Raw genomic sequence first — 17,409 nt, 5'->3', positions numbered from 1 at the left:
CTGAAATGTCCGTTTGGCATGGAAATTTACACAAGAAGAAGCTCACTGGCGGCAGAAAACGGATTTGTCGCATAAAACGCAAGTTTGAACACGGCAAATTTGCAGCGGAAACCATCCTTGGCGAACCAAAACGCAAAATCAGCCGCGGTTATGGCGGAAACAAGAAACTGAAAGTCTTGGCTGAAAAATACGCTTCCGTCACCGACGTGAAAAGCGGCAAAACAGAAAAAACGCAGATACTGCGTGTTGTGCGTAACCCCGCTAACGTAGATTACAACCGCAGAGGCGTCATCACCAAAGGCGCCGAAATCGAAACCAGTTTAGGCATGGCAAAAGTGACCAGCCGCCCAGGCAACGATGGCATAATAAACGCCATTCTCATCGGCGGCAAAGAAGCAAAAGCCTAAACCGCCTCTTTTCCATTTTAAATCCGTTGGTCTTTTTCGCCTTTTGGTAGGTCAGCTATGTCCTGACAGACCTCTACCCCTCTATAGGTTCTGCATCGATTTTCTAATAGCATCCAAATAGGTTAGCAGAAACGAGACAAAACAAGATAGAAGAAAAGAAGAAGCTAGCGCTTTTGTTTGGGGGTTTCGTTTCGGGTTTTCAGTACCTGCTGGGCAAGGCGGTTGATGACTTGTTCTTTGGAGCCGTCTTTTTCCACCAGTACCATGCCTGCCCTGTTCCAAGGGGTCTTGGGGTAGCCTTTGTTGGGAACCAGCTCAGGGTCCAAGCGAAGTTGTAGAGCAGCTTCTTCAATTTCGGCAACTTTTGGCGAAGGCACCGCTAAGTCTTTGGCGACGCGGCGTCCCTTCATTCGGGTTTTTCCCGCATCAAAATATACCGGCCAGATTATGACTTTTTTCTGTTTACGCATCGGCTTCCCTCAGTTACTTGTGCGCATAATACGCTGTCAACGTGCCCGCTACGGCGTCCACACGCACGAATCCGAATCGCTCAAACTGTACTGTAGTGTCTGGCTTTAACTTTTCGCAATAATCCTCCGTAACGCCTTCAACCTTTGACGCGTCAGGCATCACTACAATGCAGGGGAACTCTTGACCGACCGCTATCCAATGGATAAGTTGAGCTTTGGCTTTGCGGACTTGTTCGTAGGATTCACTTAAGAAAACCGCTTCCACACAATCGGGCGTTGCGTTTTCGATTTGAACGTTGAACAACTCCATAAGCCTGACCACTTTGCCCTGCGTCATGTTTGCGGCGTCTTTTTTGGTTATCCACAACTCTGCGGCGCTGTCTTTGCCGGTTGGGGTTATGGTGTGTTGGCGGACGCCTTTTTCGGGGTGCTCCGGATGCAACAAAAGCTTCACATCAAACGCCTTCGGCAGATTTTTCACTTTGAGCTTGACGGGTTCAGCCACGAAGAAGTAACGGTCGCATTGGGGGTCAAGGATTTTGCGGTTATACGCGTACAGGTTCTCCCAGCTTAACGTAACGTCGGCAGTTTTGGGTCCAACATCAATAATCATCCTCTTGACCGCTTCAGGCGTAATGCCCCGTTTTCTTAGGGCAGCAAAGGTTGCAAGCCGCGGGTCATCAAAGCCTGTGAATTCTTTGTCCTTTATGCCCTGAATAATCTTTGATTTGCTTAGGAACGCCCCTGTGATTTTGAGTCTACCATAATGGGTTTCTTGGGGGTACTCCCAGCCCAGATATTTGTACATGAACTTCTGCCGGACCCCATTGGTCAGGTGCTCCTTGCCTCGGATAATGTGTGTTATGCCCAGCAGATGGTCGTCTAACCCTGCTGCCATGTTGTAGAGGGGCCAGACGCGGTATTTGCTGCCCACTCGGGGATGTGGATGCGTCTGCGTATCAATGACCCTAAGGGCAGGCCAGTCTCTTACAGCGGGGTTGGGGTGGTTCAGGTCAGTTTTCACCCGCATCACAGCTTCTCCCTCCGCGTAGGTCCCGTCCAACATGCAGTTCCAACGCTTCAACTGCTCCTCAGGCGGTAGGCTACGGCAGGGACAGGGTTGTTGCTGGATGGTTTTCTCCCTGAATTCGTCAGGAACACAAGTGCAAACGTACGCGTTGCCTCCTGCCAGAAGCTTCTCTGCATACTCATAGTAGATGGGTACGCGGTCACTTTGAATGTACTCTTCATCGCCGACGCATCCTAGCCATGCAAGGTCTTCGCGGATTTTGCCATAAAACTCCAAGCTGGACTTTTTCACCTTCGGGTCCGTATCTTCAAAGCGCAGAACGAATTTGCCTTTGTAGATGCGGGCGTACTCGTGGCTTAAAACGATGGCTCTTGCAGAACCCAAATGCAGCACGCAGTCGGGGTTGGGCGAAAACCGCGTTACCACATGCTCATACTTATCTGCGTTAGGTAGCGGCGGCAGATGCTTCTCTTCCTCAGCCTTCTTTTTCTCCTTGGTCTGAGGCCACTTCTCTGCTACAATGCGCTTCTGCTCCTCCACCGGCAGGCTGTTAACCTCGGCTAAGACCTCGTTGATTACGGCGGTGAGCTCTTTGGCTTGGCTGCGTAGTTCAGCTTTTTCGCCCAAAAGTTTCCCCACAATCGGACCCGCTTGGGCTTTGCCTCCATGCTGTACGGCGTTGAGCAGGGCAGTTTTGCGGATAAGTTCCCTTAATTCGATGTTGTCTTTTAGCATAACGGTTTTCGCTCGTGAAGTTAGATGCTTCTCTTAATGAGGAATTCTGCGAAGGCTTTTAATTTTTCCTTGCCCTCAGAGGCTTCCAAAAGCGCATCCACTTCTTTCCAGCTTTCCTCCACCATGGCATCCGCTTTCTTCTTCACGTACTCCACAGCGCCGTTTTTAGCAATGATGCCAATGGCTTCATCTCGCAACGCCTGCTCCGACGTATGCATCTTAAGAATTTCGATTAGCCGCTGCCTGTCCGCTGGGGCGGCGGTTTTGAGGGTGCGAATCACCATCAGCGTCCGTTTGCCTTCGGTGATGTCCTGACCCAAGCCGCCCTTCTTTTTGGCGAACTCTTCGCCCGTTAAATCCAAAATGTCATCTTGCATCTGAAACGCCACGCCAATGCTTTCGGCGAAGGTGCCCAACTTCTTGACTAGCTTCTCGTCTGCACCTGAGAGGACGGCGGCGATTTTGGCGGACATGCGTGCCAGCGTGCCTGTTTTGTAAGCGCACATCTGCAGGTAATCTTCTTCGGCTATGTTGTCGGCGTTGGCTAAGCCTCGGTGCCACGCGATGTCCATGGCTTGCCCAATGCTGAGGTTAATCATTTCTTGCACATAAATCTCGTAAACGTCCGCAAGCTGCTTGGCGGGCAGGCTGCTTTTCTGCTCCATCAACGGCACCAACGGCAAATAGTACATGGCATTTCCCGCGTTCACCGCTATGTCTACCCCAAACATCTTGTAGGTGCATGGTTTTCCTCGGCGCGCTTCAGACGAGTCTTCGATGTCGTCGATGACAAGCGTGCCGTTGTGGACCACTTCGGGGATGATGGCAAAATCCAAACACGAATCCAACTTCTTGCCTAACGCCTCGCAGATAAGCAGAAAAAGCGCGGGACGCCACCGTTTGCCGCCTCGGTCCAGCATATCCCAAATGGGGTTCGCGATGGCTTCGTTTAGGGTTTGTTCGTTGCATCCGTATTTTGGAGGGTCAACTTGAAATAAGATTGCGTTTTGACTAAATTCTCGGGGGATATATTTCTCGATGGTTTTGTCTATTAGTGGTGCCTTCTCGGCGAGGAACTCTTCAATATTCATGTGCCTATGCGCCTCTTTGTGCGTAACTTTCAACCGCAAAACCCCTTGCCTGAAGCCAGCTGGCTGTTTTGCCCGTAACCACAAGAGGTCTATGCGTTAACTGCACAACCCGTTGGGCGCCCACCAGAAACATCACATTCTTCAATTCCTCAACCAGAATCCCCAACAAATTCTCTGTTTCCGCGGCGCCTTTCACTGCGGTCTGCAGTACTGGTTGAGCAACCCCCGTTAAGCTTGCCCCAAGCGCCAACGCTTTAGCTATGTCTAAGCCGTAACGTAATCCGCCTGAAGCCAAAACGGGAATTTCAACGGTTTGCGCGATTTCTGCTAAACTCACCGCAGTTGGGATGCCCCAATCCCAAAAGGCTTCCCCTAAAAACCGCTCTAAACTGTTTTGCTTCTGTTCCGTTCGGAAGTATTCAACTGCGGCAAAACTGGTTCCGCCCAACCCGCCAACGTCGATTCCCCCGACGCCTGCCACCTCAAGTTTATGTGCTTCTTCGGAGGCGATTCCGCAGCCTGTTTCCTTTACGATGACGGGCACATCCAACTCCGCGGCAACTTGGGCGATTTTTGCTAGGATGCCCTCGAAGTTGGTTTGTCCTTCAGGCTGAACCGCTTCCTGCAATGCATTTAAGTGAATTGCCACTGCGTCAGCCTCAATCATCTCCACGGCTTTTTTGATTTCTTTTACGCCGTAGCCATGAACCAACTGCACGCCGCCGATGTTGGCTATCAAAAATGCGGTTGGCGCCTTTTTTCGGGCAACTTTGAAGGTTTCTGCCAGTTCGGCGTTTTCGATGGCGGCTCGTTGGCTTCCAACCCCCATGCCCAGCCCTAATTGTTCGACGGCTTGAGCAATGTTTGCATTGATTTTTTCTGCTTCGGGGGTTCCTCCCGTCATGGCGCTGACAATTAGGGGTGCGTTGAATTTATGCCCAAACACGTTGACTGAGGTGTCGATTTGTTCCTTGCTGATTTCTGGCAGTGCTTTATGTACGAAGTGGATGTCTTCAAAACCCGAGGTGGCATCTCTGGTTTGAGCTCGGTCGTCAAGGCAGATTTTTATGTGTTCTGCTTTGCGTTTTCGTGTTTCCTCAGCCAACACTAAACCTCTATGCCTTTGTTATGATGGTGCCTTCAATGCGTTCCCCCGTCAGACCCCTCAGGACGCGGAGGTTGCGGGTCGCATTAATTATCTGGACGGAGACGCCTGCTTCGACGGCGGGGATTAACTCGGCGATTTTTCCTGCCATGCCGCCTGTCACATCGGTGGTTTGAGCTTGGCCAATTTTTGCCTGCACCCGCTTAAGCTGGTCCAAGTTCAGCTTCAAGTAGGGCTTGGCGTTTTTGTCCACTTTGGGGTCGGCTTCATATAAGCCGTCGGTGTCCACGCCTATGACGATTTTTTCTGCCTTCAGCTTAACCGCCAAATAAGCAACCAGCTGGTCGCCGGAAAGCACCGTGAATCCCATCTTCTCATCCAACACAGCATCGCCGTAAAGGACAGGTACAAACCCCATTTTCATGCAGGTGCACAGAACGGTGTCATCAAAGTACTTGATTCTGCCGTTCTCGGTCATGGTGCATGTGGAGGGGGTGATGCTTAGGGAAGGAAGCTCATGCCACACAAGGGCGTCCATGATTAACCCGTTAAGAACGGTCATTACGTGGTGGGTTTCGGAGAAGCCGACTTTTTGCGAGGGCTCTTTTAATCCGTCTTGGATGCCGTATTTCTGCGCGGTTGGGTGACCAAAACTTCCGCCGCCATGCACAATGACGAGGTTGTCTATGTCTGCGCGTTTGATTTCTTCAGCTATGCGGTTTATGACTTCGGTTTTAGCGGCTAAGTCGCCGTCTTTGTCGGTTATGACGGATCCGCCGATTTTGAGGATGATGGGTTTTGCCTCGCTCAACTTTGTTTACTCCTGTACCTGAATATTTGGGGCACTCATTGAAAAGCCTTCCCTGACCACAAAGACCCACACCAAGGCGTAGTAGTAAGCAACTTGGGGAAAGGAGGGTTTGGGAAAACAAATTGATACTGGTATGTTTTGTTTTGGTTGGATTGTGTGGTTTAGGCGTTTGTTTCTGACCAGAATAGTTAAGTTGTACTGTAGTCAATTGTAGTACTTGGTGTGGAAGTTGAACAATGAAGTGTTAGTAACGCGCAAAGGGCAAGTTACAATACCCGTCGCCTTACGCCGCAAACATGGCATAAAAGAAGGAATGAAACTTATAGTTGAAGACTCCCCTTCAGGCATAATCCTCAAAGCCGTAACCCGACTTGAAGACTTAGCAGGTGCGGATTCTGGAACAATGCCCATTGAAAAAGCCTTTGAAATATTGGACAAAATGCGCTCTGAAGACCGATACTAATGAAAGCAGTAATAGACACCAGATTTCTCATCGCACATTTTTTTGGCCAAGCTGACTTAAACAACTGGACCCGAAACACCCTACAACTCCTCCAGAAAGCAGACAACCGCGGTTTTGTTCCATCAATAGTGGTGCATGAATTCTACAAGTTCGTTTTCCAAAACAGAGGCAAAACAGTCGCGGACCTGAGAACTCAATCACTTCTAAGCTCTGATCTTAAAACGGTCAATCTTGACTCAATCATCGGCGTTGAAGCAGCAAAGTTTCGATGCAAATACGCAGAGTTGCCTACAGCTGATGCAATCATAGCAGCAACCGCAACTATAACAGATTGCGATTACGTCCTTACCGACGATAAGCACATACGGCAGATTAAAGAAACAAAAACAAAATGGCTCTAATCCGTAAAGCCGTTCTAGGGCAATAGGCGGCCGACTTCATAGGTTACGAGATAAAGAAAAACTGGTTTAAAAAATAGTGATGGTTTCGTTTTCTATACTGACTTGGATGCCTGTCTTGATTTTGCCTATGTCTACTTTGTCTACGAAGGGGATTTCACTGATGATGGCGCCGACTGCTACGATGGTTTCGGTTTCTTTGTTTACCATGCCTGCGGGTGCAACGCCGTTCTTTTTGAGCCTGTAAAGTGTGTAGCTGCCAACCGTGCTGCCTTTGCCCTGCGGAAACACTAAAATCTTGCCCTTCACGCTTTGCCCCTGAAGTTCGTGTCCCTTCTCCAAAACGACGCCCGTGTTGGGGTCCACGCCGCCGTAGAAGCTGATTGGCTGGGAAGTGACTAGTGCTTCGGCTTGGGCTTTGCCTTTGTAGATTATTCTGCCTTTTAGTTGTTCCATTTTCCACTCACCGCTGCCTCGATGCATTCTTGGAGGCTGCCCATCTTGGTTTTCATAAGGTTATGACGCGAATAGAAGCATCCCTTGGCTGATGTGGTTGCCAGCGCCTTGAATCTGCCCTTAAGCGGTGCCACCGCCATGCAGGTGTCGCAGGCAAATTTTCCGCCCACCGCCTCAATGACCTGCGTGTAGCCGCGTTTGTCCGCCAACTGCTTTGCCGTTCGCGAGGTGGCAACCCAAAGCTCCGTGCCCGCCGCCACCTTTTTGCCTTCCACGAGTTCGGCGATTTGGGCGATTTCTTTGATGCTGCAGTGGGGACAGCCGACACAAACAAAGTCGATGTCGCTGACTTGGTCGTTGATGTTGTCGTAGGCGTCCTTTATGTCGGCTGGCTCTATGGTTACTGTGTCTTTGGGTGGCTGGACGGTTTCTGAGGCGGGTGTGATGCCTTTCATGTAGAAAAGCGGCTTGGCACCGTAGGTTACCACGGAGGCGCAGAAGCTTTTGAGCTCGTCGACTTCGGCTTCTTTTATGCCTGTGATGTAGGGGATTTTGTTTTCCGCCTTCTTGCCCACGGCGTAGCCCAATGCGCCCCAATCAGAAAGCTTCGATAACTCTGCATTTACCTGCACTTGCACGTCGGGGACACGGTTCTCGTCCAGATGTAGCCCGTAGCAGGGGGTTTTGCCCACAAACGCCGCGGCCAACGCCGACGGACCGCCTTCGCGGTTGGTTTTTGCGCCTAACACGCTGTTGGCAAACGTCACTGCTGACGACTCGGACCACGCGACGTGTTCTCCGTATCGCGGCAGGTTTCCGATGAGGTAAGGTGTACAGGTGCAGCTGATTAAAATGCCCATCCGCTCAAATGCTTCAATTACCTGATTCTGCTTGTCGGCGAATTCCTCACTGATGCCCAGTGCGCGCCAGTTTTCTAGGTCCATTCCTGCAGGGTTGAGGGTGGTTAGGACTTTGACTTTGCCATCCTTAGCCAGTTCGTTGAGAAACTCTAAGCCCGCGTCTCCAAGGTTGTGGTAGCTGACTCCCGCCACCTGTACCGAACCCACTTTGATGAGTTTTTCTGCGCCAAAGATGTCGCCCAACGCGACCAGAATCTCCATGCTCTTTCGGACGGCATAGCCTTCTTCGCCGTTTAGCATGCGTTGTTCCTGTTTAGTTAGCTGCATAGGCGTCACTGTAGGAATTTTTTCAAATCAACCTTTCGGTACTGCTCTTTGGTGAAGCCTTTGCCCGTTGCCGATGCGGGTATGGTGGCGTCTAAGCCTGCTTTGGCGGTGGTTGCCTTCTTGCCCTCGGAAAGGTCACCTGAGGGGTCAAGCGAGGAGCCCGGCTGGTTGGAGAGAATGACGGTGTTTTTATCCGCTTGAAACCTTGTAGCAATTGCCCACTCGACATCGTGGGGGTCGTAGATGTTGATGTCTTCGTCCACGACAACGCAGTGTTTGAGTGATTTGTGTCCTTCAAACGCGGCAGCTATGGCTTTTTTGCCGTCGTCAGGGTTCTGCTTGCAGATTTGCACAACCGCATGGAGCCAACTGCATCCGCCGGGGGTGATGTAAACATCTTTACATTGGCAAACCTTGCTAACCTCATTGAAAATCGTTGGTTCTTTGGGCATGCCCATGAGGAATTTGTGTTCGTTTCTGCCCGCCAAAATAGTCTGATAAATTGGGTTTTGCCTGTGGGTTATGCATTTGATTTCGATGATGGGCTGCTGGCGGACTTTGTCGATGGTTCCCGTCAAGTCCAGAAAGGGTCCCTCCGCAGTTTGTTCTTTGGTGATTCTGCCTTCCAAAACAAACTCTGCTTCCCGCGGCACCTCAAGGTCCACGGTTTCGCATTTGACCAGCTCAGTGGTTTCCAGCGCGTTTGCCATACCCAACTCGTCAACGTCCTTAGGCATTGAGGTTGCAGCCGCCAAAAGCACTGCAGTTGAATTGCCGATGCAGATGGCGATGTCTAGTTCTCCACCAGCCTTTTTCAGGGCGGTGTCGGTTCCGCGTTGCTCTACAATTCGGACCCCGAAGTGGTTTTTGTCCAGCAGCATAAGCCGATGGAAGCACATGTTGCGGATGCCTGTTTGGGGGTCTTTTATGATGGATACGGCTGAGGGGATGTATTTGCCGCCGTCTTTTTCCGTGTAACGCATGATGGGCAACTGAGTGAGGTCAACGGCTTGCTCGACCACTTCTTGGCATTCGCCGCCCTCGACAAGTTTTGGCTCCTGAGGTTTCTCTATTGCCGCTGACAGTTTAGGAAGCAGTTGCTCTTTGGTTGCGCCGATTGCTCGGGCGATGAGGTCTTTGGATGAAACCAGTCCTCCCACGACAGGAAAACGGGATTCCTTCACGTTTTCGAAATAGATGGGTTTTTCGCCTAACGCTTCAATAATGCTGGCGATTTCGTATTCGGTTGAGACTGGCTTGGTGATTTGTGTTAATTCGCCACTTTTTTGGAGTGCTTCGATAAAGTTTCTGAAGCCCAATTTGTTCGCCTAAACTCAAATAGGCTGTATGCTTCTTAAAAAACAATCGCAACCCAGCCGTAACACAATCCGCGTGTCTAGGGGCTGCATGGGCAGCTTTTTGCCAACAGGGTCTTGCGGCGAAAATGCAGAAAGGAGCTTTTTGTCCCTTTTTCTTTTTTCTACGAAGGTGCTATACACCCATTGGTGCCATAGATGCACTATGTTTGATTGCTATGGTGCAAATCCTGTATGTTAAGCAACAAATTAATATTTCCAATGCTGCTTTGAGTTTCTCAGCAAGTTGCTAAGCAACGCTTCAGGAGTCGCAAAGTTGAAAGTTTCCAATTCACTTTTTCAACGAACCGCCGTTTATGCAGTTAGGAGTAGGCGTAAGTGAAGATTAAGGTTTTAGGCGGCGCCCGCGAAGTCGGCGGTTCATGCGTCGCGGTTGAAGCGGACGGCTGCAAGGTTGCCTTGGATTACGGCATAAAACTTGAAGGCGTAACCGACGAGTACCCCAAAAACTTTAACGCGGTAATCATCAGCCACGCGCATCTGGACCATTCGGGCAGTCTTCTGCGGCTGACAAAATCGCGGAATCCCCAAACCATCGTTGGGTCAAAAGTAACCCGCGACATAACCCTTGACCTGCTTCAGGACATGATTAAAATTCAAAGCCTCAAAACCGACAGCTTCCCTTTTGATGGGCAAGCGTTGGAAAAAGTGAGAAACTCTTGGCTGCCCACCGAACGCCTCAAGATGCCCAACATGAACATAACCTTGCATAACGCGGGGCATGTTCTGGGCGCAAAAATGGTCGGCGTCCACTCAGAAGACAAAACCCTTCTTTACACGGGGGACTTTTGTATCCACAACACCGAAATCCTAAACGGCTGCAACCTCGCCGCCCTCCCAAAGGAACCTGACGTGCTGGTTTGCGAGTCCACTTACGGGGGAAAAGTCCGCCCGCCTCGACACGAGTTAACCGAGCAGTTTCTTGAGCGAGTGTCCGAAACGATGCGGCGATGGGGCAACATTTTGGTTCCAACGTTTGCGTTTCACCGCAGCCAAGAAATGGCTAAACGAATCGACCAAGCCATGGACGACGGCTCCCTGCCTAAATACAATGCCTACGTGATCTCCAAGCTTGGACGAAAAATAACAGCGCATTTTAACGCCAACAAGCACCTTTTCACCCAAGAAATCCAGCAGCAAGAGCAACCCTTCGAATACAAACACGTCCAACCCATCGAACGAATCTCCGAAATTAAAGAGCCTGCCATCGTGGTTTGCACTTCAGGCTTTGGCCATGCTGGCGCCAGCCTTACCTTGCTGGAGCAGTGGGCAGAGGGCGAAGAAAACACCATCATCTTAACTTCAGGCTTTCTGCCCATGGATAGCCCCCTAAAATTTGCCAAAGAAAAACGGGCGTTTCGGGCAGTTCAAGGCGACATGATTCCAGTGGCTGCACGCATTGAGCAAATCGAGCTTTCAGGGCACGCGGACCAGTTGGAGCTTGTTGAACTCGTACGCCAGTTGAAGCCCAAACAAACGCTTCTGGTTCATGGAGATTTACCGCAGGCAGAAGCACTTTCAAAGCAGCTTTCGGATTTGACGCAGGTTTGTATCCCTGAGAAAAACGAAAGCTTTGTCGTGTAGAAAAATCCGCCTCTCTTAAACGCGGTACACAAAGCTTTTTGGGCTGTTAGAGTGCGCCTTTGATTTTTTCAATAACGTCGGTGAAGGGGGTTTCGCCGATTTTCACGTTCTTCTTGTAAACGTCTAAGCTGCTGTGGTAGCCTTTGCTTTCCAGGGCTGTGGACATGGCTTTGAAGGTTCCGCCTTTGAAGAGTCGGCAGGTGCAGAACAAGATTGCTTTTTTACCGTCGGTGGTGGGTAAGCGTTCGATGAATGCGGCGGTTTCTTTGGCTGGGCGTGCTCCTTCCACTGGGGTGCCCAGAATTATCATGTCGTAATCTTCAACGGACGGCTCCGAAGATGCGATGTCATAGGCGGGCACTTGCAACGCATTGGCTATGCCTTCAGCCATGTACTTGGTTTTCCCTGTCCTAGAGAAGTATAACACGCAAATTCGCATGGCTGCTATCTCAGCGTGTTTTGTTTATAAAATCTTCGATTCACAAATAAATGCAAAGCATCCACATAAAAATGGTGGGGGAGGGTTACTGGCGTTTTGTCCCGATTTTAGTGCGCAAAACCTGAAAACCCGCTTTCTCGATAGCCTCAGCGACTTTCTCTTGCAACTCCTTGCCTGGAGTCAACGCCGTCATGCAGCCGCCGCCACCCCCGCCTGTAAGTTTTGCTCCAAGGGCGCCTTCTTTTCGGGCTATGTCTACCAGCAGGTCAAGCTCCACGCTGGACACCTCAATACCCTGCAAAATTGTGTGGTTTTCGTTCATAAGTTCACCAACCCTTCCAAAGTCGCCTGCTTCCAAGGCTGTTTTCCCCTCAACCGCAATTTCTTCTGCTCGCTTAAACAGGGGGTCGTATTTCTGGGGGTTTTGTTTTTTGCGTTCGGCGACGCCTTCTACCATGGCTTTGGTGTTAGCAACTTTGCCTGTGCTGCCAATGATTATCTCCACAGGCTCTTTCATGGCGAGTTTTTCAACGGAGTCTGGTCCGCCTTGAATGTTTTTTTGGAACCACATTAAACCGCCGTAGGTGGCTGCCGTGTTGTCTATGCCCGACGGGTTGCCCGCATATGCCTTTTCTGCCTCGTAAGCAACGGCGTTGATTTTTTCGTCGGGCAAATTTAAGCCAAACTCCTCTGAAATCGCCCGCGCAATCGCTACGCTGCTTGCCGCCGATGCGCCCAATCCGCTAAAGCCTGGGAGGTCCCCGCCAATCCAAATGCTCATGGCTGTTTCTGCTGGCAGGTTCATGGCTTTAAGCATGCGTTGAATGGATTCGATTTGCTGGAGCCGTTTCTCCTCGGCGTAGCCTTTGGAGCCCGTTCGCTCATCATTAACTGTAATGCCTTGTGTGGTTTTTTTGACTTCGGCGTCGGTTTTGGCGTCTGTGGCGGAGACGACTCCGGGGACGCCGTGGACGACGAAGTGTTCGCCGAACAGGATGACTTTTCCGTAACCTGAACCTTTACCCATGTCTGTGCACCTTGGCTGGTAGTATTGTTAATTTTACATAAAAGGGTTCTTTTTGTTCAGTTTTGTTGCTTCGCTTCTTTTTTGTGGATTAGCAACAATGACAAATACTAGTAACGCCATATATTACAAGAGGGCGATTTATGTGCCTAAGGCCCTCGTTTGCCTAACAACCGACCTCAACTCGACGGAAGAGGTGCTGAAAAAGCTGCGGGCTTGCAACGACGTCGAAGAAGCCTACATGGTTTACGGTGTCTATGACATTATTGCCAGAATAAAAGGCGACAGCGTGAATAAGATCAAACAGGTCGTGGATACGCAACTTGCGACCGTGAACAACGTGCAAAAAACCCTGACGATGGTGGTTGCAGAGGCTGAATAGCGAAGAACCTTTGGGGCAGTGCGCGACGCGGAGAGACTCAACTTCCCCTTTTTCCCTTCCACAAGGAGGCGCAGAGGTAACTGGTTTTCAAAAACTTTTTGAGGGTTGTTTCCCCTTTGGGGATTTGTTGTTAATTTTTATTATTAAGAGGTTTATACCTCGTTAACCTGTAATGCAGAAACGCCACGCTTATCGCGATGGTCCCAACCGTAGCCAACATCTCTGTTGTGGTGTCAATCATGTCGTCACAGCTCCTCCGTTTCGGTTGCTGGCGACATCCAGCTGGTTTCTGTTTTTTCGAGTTCGGGTATTTCATATATTTCTGTTGTCATGTTTTTTACTCCATTTTTTCCATACCCTCACTATTGTCCACGCAGATATAAATCTGGTTGAGATTTATTCATAAAACTTATGAAAAACTGGACAAATTATCCATGAAGTTGCTTTTTGACGAAATAATTGTCTGCCTGACGTGCTTTCAAACAATCTAGTCAAAGCCGCAATTGCGTGGTCAAATAACTCAGGTATGTTTGGTTACACCACACACAGATGAGGCTAAAACAAGAACCGTTTAAGAAGCAAACCTTTTTTGGCCGATAATCAAACAAATCATGTCCAAAGCTAGCTGAAAGCTAAAACCTTTATCTTCAACTAGCAGAGACTCAAACAAACCTCAACCCCATTAAACACCACAATTTTACTCCCCAGCCGCTTAAAACGCGATTTTTGCCTTCCGAAACCTAAAATAACCCGAAAAACCATAGCCACCCGAGGAAAAATCCGTGTCATCAATCATTGAAGACTTGATAGCCCGAAAAATCTTCAACAACCGAGGAGAAGAAACAATAGAAATTGACGTAGTAACCACGGCTGGTTTTGGACGAGCCGCCTCACCCGCAGGCAAAAGCCGTGGAAAAGCCGAAGTTGTTTACTACCCCACCGGCGGTGTTGACGCAGCCGTAAAAAAGGCTGACGAACTCATCGCGCCTGAACTTGCCGGGCTAAACGCCGACTACCAAGAAGAAATCGACAACACCCTCCACGAGATTGACGGCACAACCAACTTCAAAGTCATCGGCGGAAACACCGCCTTCGCCGTTTCCCTAGCCAACGCCGAAGCCGCCGCCAACAGCCACAGCATGTTGCTTTTCCAGTTTTTGGGCGGAAGCACCGCAACCTCTTTGCCTTACCCGTTAGGCAACTGCATCAGCGGTGGACAGCATGCACTACGCGGCAAAAGCCCCGACATCCAAGAATTCCTTGCTATACCCTATGGTGCTGAAACGTTTTTGGAAGCGGCAATGGCGAACGCGCAGATTCACAAGAAAATTGGGGAAGCCCTCAAAAAGAGAGACAAACTTTTCACCGCTGGCAAAAGCGATGAAGGTGCATGGATAGCTACCATCGACGGTGAAGGTGCTTTTGAAACCATCGCCAAAGCCTGTGAGGAAGTCGGTAACGAGCTTGATTTTGAATGCGGCTTTGGAGTGGACATGGCTTCCTCTTCGATTTGGAAGGAGAAAGAGCAGGTTTATGATTACGCCAATGAAGGCAAGAAACGCGACAGCGGCGAACAACTCGAATACGTAATAGACCTAATTGAAAAATATCATCTTGCCTATGTGGAAGACCCCTTCCAGGAAGATGACTTTAAGAGTACCGCTGAGCTCACCAAAAAAACCAAAAACTGCCTCATCTGCGGCGACGACCTGTTCACCACCAACAACGAACGCCTAACCCAAGGCGTCAAAGCCGGCGCAGGAAACGCTATCATCATTAAAGTTAACCAAATTGGCACCTTAACTGACGCTTTAGAAACCATCATGACCGCTCAACGCAACGGCTACAGCTGCGTTATGTCTCACCGAAGCGGCGACACAACCGACTGGCACATTGCACACTTGGCTGTGGCTTTCAGTTGTCCCATCATCAAAACAGGCGTGGTTGAAGGTGCACGGATAGCAAAGCTTAATGAGTTGGTACGCATTGAGCAGTTCCTTGGGAACCGCGCAAAAATGGCGGAACTCAACATCTAAAAAGTAACGAGGAATATCTTTGGAAGAAGAATTTAAAACAAATTCCCAACCTGAAACTGAACCCGAAACCGAAGAAGAGGTTCAGGAAAGTAAGTTTGAGGAAACAGAAACCGAAAACGAAATAGAAATTGAACCTGAACTTGAGATGGAACCCGAACCTTCTGTCTCTAAACCCGAACGAATCGAGTCTCCGCCAGTACCCTCTGAAGAAGACCTGTTGTTGCCGCGGGACACCATGCTCTCAGCAGGCATACATATCGGAACCCGCATGAAAACACGTGACATGGAACCCTTCATTTACCGTGTTAGACCTGACGGGTTGTTCGTGTTGGACGTTAAAAAAACTGATGACCGCATTCGAACTGCAGGCAAGTTTCTTGCACGGTATGAGCCATCAAAGGTTGCCATAGCCGCCACAAGGCTGTATGCGCATGAGCCCGTGAAGAAGTTCTGCGCGTTGACTGGTTCTATGCCCCTCATCGGCAGATTTATCCCTGGCATGCTCAGCAACCCGCTGTACCCAAACCGTGTGGACCCTGAAGTCATTGTGGTTTCAGACCCCCGAGCTGACGCCCAAGCCGTCAAAGAAGCTTCCGCTGTAGGCATACCCATCGTGGCGCTTTGCAGCACCGACAACGAATTCACTGGCGTCGACTTGGTTATCCCAACCAACAACAAGGGCAGACGTGCGTTGGCAGTTATTTTCTGGTTGCTGGCAAGGCAGGTTATGCGGGAACGCGGCGACTTAGCCCTGGATCAGAACCCCAAGTTCGCCATTGAAGACTTTGAAGCGAAAATCTCTCGGGACGACGAGAAGGACTAAACTATGACCAAACTTCGGCAGCCTGTCGTAGCGGGAATGTTCTACGAGGGAACTGCCGAAGCTCTCCGCAGCCAAATCAAAGGCTGCTTCCTTCACAAGTTTGGTCCCCAAAAACTCCCAACTGTAAACCCCGCTGGTTCACGAAACGTGTTGGGGTTGGTTTGTCCGCATGCAGGCTACGTTTACAGTGGTGCTGTGGCGGCGAACGCCTACTTTTCTTTAGCTCAAGACGGAAAACCCGATGTCGCCGTAATTCTGGGTCCCAACCACACAGGATTCGGCAATCCATTGTCGATGATGCGTGAGGGTGCATGGCGAACCCCCCTTGGCGATGTAACAGTTGACACTGAAGTGGCTGACGCAGTGGCGGCAGAGACGGGAATTTTGGATTTTGACGAAATCGCCCACCGACAGGAGCACAGCATCGAAGTTCAACTGCCTTTCTTGCAGTTCCTCTACGGCAAGAACTTTAAGTTTGTGCCCATCTGTTTTATGATGCAGGATTTACAGACCGCAACCGAAATCGGCAAGGCACTGGCAGAAGCCTTGGCAAACCGCAACGCCGTGGTTATTGCTTCTTCGGATTTTACGCATTACGAGCCCCAAGCCCGAGTGGAACAGAAGGATTTAGATGCGTTGGCGGCTGTGGAGGCGTTGGATGAGAAACGGTTTTATGGGGTGTTGGCGGAGCAGAACGTTACGGCATGCGGCTATGCACCGATTGCGGCGTTGATGACTTATGCAAAGGCGCTGGGAGCAACCAAGGCTGAAGTGCTTTGCCACAAAACCAGCGGCGACATCACAGGCGACAAATCCAGCGTAGTCGGCTACGCCGCAGTTACCCTCAAAAAGCCATAGCGGCGGCAATTTTTGGGCAGCCATGTTTTCGAATGTTTCTTGTTTTGAGGAGTGACTTTTCAACCTTAGTCAATCTGCTCTAGGCGGTCAGGACAAAATCATTGCGCGCCTCGATTCTGCAGTTTACCCGCCAGCACTTTTGGATGTAACCTCCTACGCTGACCTTATTGAGCAACGAGTTGCTCACGCAAATATGACACTGGACACGAAAACTGCCTTCTATGTTGAGTTAACTAATGCTTGCGTGGTATGGCTAATGGAAGCGTACAGGATGGTCTTCTGGTTACCTGCGGCGGCGTCAACGTTATCGCCAATTCTTCTGTGACTTCACCTACAGTCGGCGCTGAGTTTGTTGTAGAAGCAAATCCCGACGTAATCATCAAACTGCTGTCCGGAACCACAAACTTAACCGACTACCAAACCGTGTACAACGAAATAATCAGTCGCCCCGCATTGCAAGATGTAAACGCCGTGAAATCAGGACGCGTTTACGTCTGCTACTGGTATCTCACCACTGGAGAACTCTACTTTGTGGGCGAGCTCTATTTCGCAAAATGGCTCAATCCTGACCTATTCGCCGACATAGACCCAGGAGCCATTCATGCTCAAATGGTTCAAGAATACTTCGGAATCAACTTGGCTGGAACCTGGGTGTACAACGGCTAAGGGCACCATTGTCTAATTATAGTGCTGTAGGGGTGAGAGTTGCTTTGGTGGGAGTGACTCTCGCCTTC

General features: G+C 50.1%; 19 protein-coding genes. 9 read left to right on the top strand and 10 right to left on the bottom strand.

What is annotated here, in order from left to right; all coding sequences use genetic code 11:
- Positions 1 to 5 precede the first annotated feature (5 nt).
- On the top strand, positions 6 to 407 hold the full coding sequence (locus tag ACBZ72_09805; GenBank protein ID XES76465.1) for a 30S ribosomal protein S8e: 402 nt from the start codon (positions 6 to 8) through the stop codon (positions 405 to 407).
- 164 nt (positions 408 to 571) lie between these two features.
- Here the strand turns inward: ACBZ72_09805 and ACBZ72_09800 are convergent, their stop codons facing one another.
- Genes ACBZ72_09800 through ACBZ72_09780 form a run of 5 tightly spaced genes read right to left on the bottom strand, consistent with a single transcriptional unit; the run spans position 572 to position 5,649 of the window.
- Positions 572 to 877, bottom strand: coding sequence for a signal recognition particle subunit SRP19/SEC65 family protein (locus ACBZ72_09800; protein ID XES76464.1), 306 nt, complete (start codon positions 875 to 877; stop codon positions 572 to 574).
- A 13-nt stretch (positions 878 to 890) separates the two neighbouring features.
- Positions 891 to 2,642: a glutamate--tRNA ligase gene (locus ACBZ72_09795; GenBank protein XES76463.1), complete on the bottom strand. Its 1,752-nt coding sequence runs from the start codon at positions 2,640 to 2,642 to the stop codon at positions 891 to 893.
- Positions 2,643 to 2,662: 20 nt separating this feature from the next.
- Positions 2,663 to 3,733: a polyprenyl synthetase family protein gene (locus ACBZ72_09790; protein ID XES76462.1), complete on the bottom strand. Its 1,071-nt coding sequence runs from the start codon at positions 3,731 to 3,733 to the stop codon at positions 2,663 to 2,665.
- 4 nt (positions 3,734 to 3,737) lie between these two features.
- A complete protein-coding gene (gene fni / locus ACBZ72_09785) occupies positions 3,738 to 4,838 on the bottom strand; it encodes a type 2 isopentenyl-diphosphate Delta-isomerase (protein XES76461.1) in 1,101 nt (366 codons plus the stop codon).
- A 10-nt stretch (positions 4,839 to 4,848) separates the two neighbouring features.
- A complete protein-coding gene (locus ACBZ72_09780) occupies positions 4,849 to 5,649 on the bottom strand; it encodes an isopentenyl phosphate kinase (GenBank protein XES76460.1) in 801 nt (266 codons plus the stop codon).
- A gap of 229 nt (positions 5,650 to 5,878) precedes the next feature.
- Here ACBZ72_09780 and ACBZ72_09775 point away from each other — a divergent pair, with 229 nt between their 5' ends.
- Both ACBZ72_09775 and ACBZ72_09770 read left to right on the top strand, forming a co-directional pair.
- Positions 5,879 to 6,112, top strand: a complete 234-nt coding sequence (locus ACBZ72_09775) for an AbrB/MazE/SpoVT family DNA-binding domain-containing protein (GenBank protein ID XES76459.1) — start codon at positions 5,879 to 5,881, stop codon at positions 6,110 to 6,112.
- Positions 6,112 to 6,513 carry a type II toxin-antitoxin system VapC family toxin gene (locus ACBZ72_09770; protein ID XES76458.1) on the top strand — a complete coding sequence of 134 codons (402 nt, stop codon included), beginning with the start codon at positions 6,112 to 6,114 and terminating at the stop codon, positions 6,511 to 6,513. Before ACBZ72_09775 ends, ACBZ72_09770 begins: the two co-directional genes overlap by 1 nt.
- Positions 6,514 to 6,579: 66 nt before the next feature.
- On the opposite strand, the gene ACBZ72_09765 is transcribed toward ACBZ72_09770, so the two are convergent.
- Genes ACBZ72_09765 through ACBZ72_09755 form a run of 3 tightly spaced genes read right to left on the bottom strand, consistent with a single transcriptional unit; the run spans position 6,580 to position 9,472 of the window.
- The gene (locus ACBZ72_09765) at positions 6,580 to 6,966 is read right to left on the bottom strand and encodes a DUF126 domain-containing protein (GenBank protein XES76457.1); all 387 of its coding nucleotides are present in this window, start codon (positions 6,964 to 6,966) and stop codon (positions 6,580 to 6,582) included.
- Positions 6,954 to 8,153, bottom strand: coding sequence for an aconitase X (locus ACBZ72_09760; protein ID XES76456.1), 1,200 nt, complete (start codon positions 8,151 to 8,153; stop codon positions 6,954 to 6,956). The genes ACBZ72_09765 and ACBZ72_09760 overlap by 13 nt, the downstream gene beginning before the upstream one ends.
- A 5-nt stretch (positions 8,154 to 8,158) precedes the next feature.
- On the bottom strand, positions 8,159 to 9,472 hold the full coding sequence (locus ACBZ72_09755) for a UbiD family decarboxylase (GenBank protein XES76455.1): 1,314 nt from the start codon (positions 9,470 to 9,472) through the stop codon (positions 8,159 to 8,161).
- 375 nt (positions 9,473 to 9,847) lie between these two features.
- Between ACBZ72_09755 and ACBZ72_09750 the strand changes: the two genes are divergently transcribed.
- Positions 9,848 to 11,113 carry an MBL fold metallo-hydrolase gene (locus tag ACBZ72_09750; GenBank protein XES76454.1) on the top strand — a complete coding sequence of 422 codons (1,266 nt, stop codon included), beginning with the start codon at positions 9,848 to 9,850 and terminating at the stop codon, positions 11,111 to 11,113.
- Positions 11,114 to 11,159: 46 nt separating this feature from the next.
- Here ACBZ72_09750 and ACBZ72_09745 read toward each other — a convergent pair whose 3' ends face one another.
- Together ACBZ72_09745 and mvk are read right to left on the bottom strand one after the other, a co-directional pair.
- Positions 11,160 to 11,552, bottom strand: coding sequence for a flavodoxin family protein (locus ACBZ72_09745; protein XES76453.1), 393 nt, complete (start codon positions 11,550 to 11,552; stop codon positions 11,160 to 11,162).
- Between the two features lie 85 nt (positions 11,553 to 11,637).
- A complete protein-coding gene (mvk, locus tag ACBZ72_09740; GenBank protein ID XES76452.1) occupies positions 11,638 to 12,579 on the bottom strand; it encodes a mevalonate kinase in 942 nt (313 codons plus the stop codon).
- A gap of 142 nt (positions 12,580 to 12,721) precedes the next feature.
- Here mvk and ACBZ72_09735 point away from each other — a divergent pair, with 142 nt between their 5' ends.
- The 5 genes from ACBZ72_09735 to ACBZ72_09715 all read left to right on the top strand — a co-directional run bounded on the left by ACBZ72_09735 (position 12,722) and on the right by ACBZ72_09715 (position 17,341).
- Positions 12,722 to 12,958: an Lrp/AsnC ligand binding domain-containing protein gene (locus ACBZ72_09735; GenBank protein XES76451.1), complete on the top strand. Its 237-nt coding sequence runs from the start codon at positions 12,722 to 12,724 to the stop codon at positions 12,956 to 12,958.
- Positions 12,959 to 13,740: 782 nt separating this feature from the next.
- Positions 13,741 to 14,994 carry an enolase C-terminal domain-like protein gene (locus ACBZ72_09730; protein XES76450.1) on the top strand — a complete coding sequence of 418 codons (1,254 nt, stop codon included), beginning with the start codon at positions 13,741 to 13,743 and terminating at the stop codon, positions 14,992 to 14,994.
- A gap of 19 nt (positions 14,995 to 15,013) precedes the next feature.
- Positions 15,014 to 15,817 (top strand): 30S ribosomal protein S2, encoded by an 804-nt coding sequence (gene rpsB, locus ACBZ72_09725; GenBank protein ID XES76449.1) that lies wholly within the window; start codon positions 15,014 to 15,016, stop codon positions 15,815 to 15,817.
- Between the two features lie 3 nt (positions 15,818 to 15,820).
- Positions 15,821 to 16,675, top strand: coding sequence for an AmmeMemoRadiSam system protein B (amrB, locus tag ACBZ72_09720; protein ID XES76448.1), 855 nt, complete (start codon positions 15,821 to 15,823; stop codon positions 16,673 to 16,675).
- A gap of 249 nt (positions 16,676 to 16,924) precedes the next feature.
- Positions 16,925 to 17,341: an ABC transporter substrate-binding protein gene (locus tag ACBZ72_09715; GenBank protein XES76447.1), complete on the top strand. Its 417-nt coding sequence runs from the start codon at positions 16,925 to 16,927 to the stop codon at positions 17,339 to 17,341.
- Positions 17,342 to 17,409 lie beyond the last annotated feature (68 nt).

The organism is Candidatus Bathyarchaeia archaeon, from assembly GCA_041447175.1.
In the GTDB taxonomy this organism is placed as follows: Archaea; Thermoproteota; Bathyarchaeia; order Bathyarchaeales; family Bathycorpusculaceae; genus JADGNF01.
This window is presented reverse-complemented; position numbering and strand designations above follow the sequence as displayed.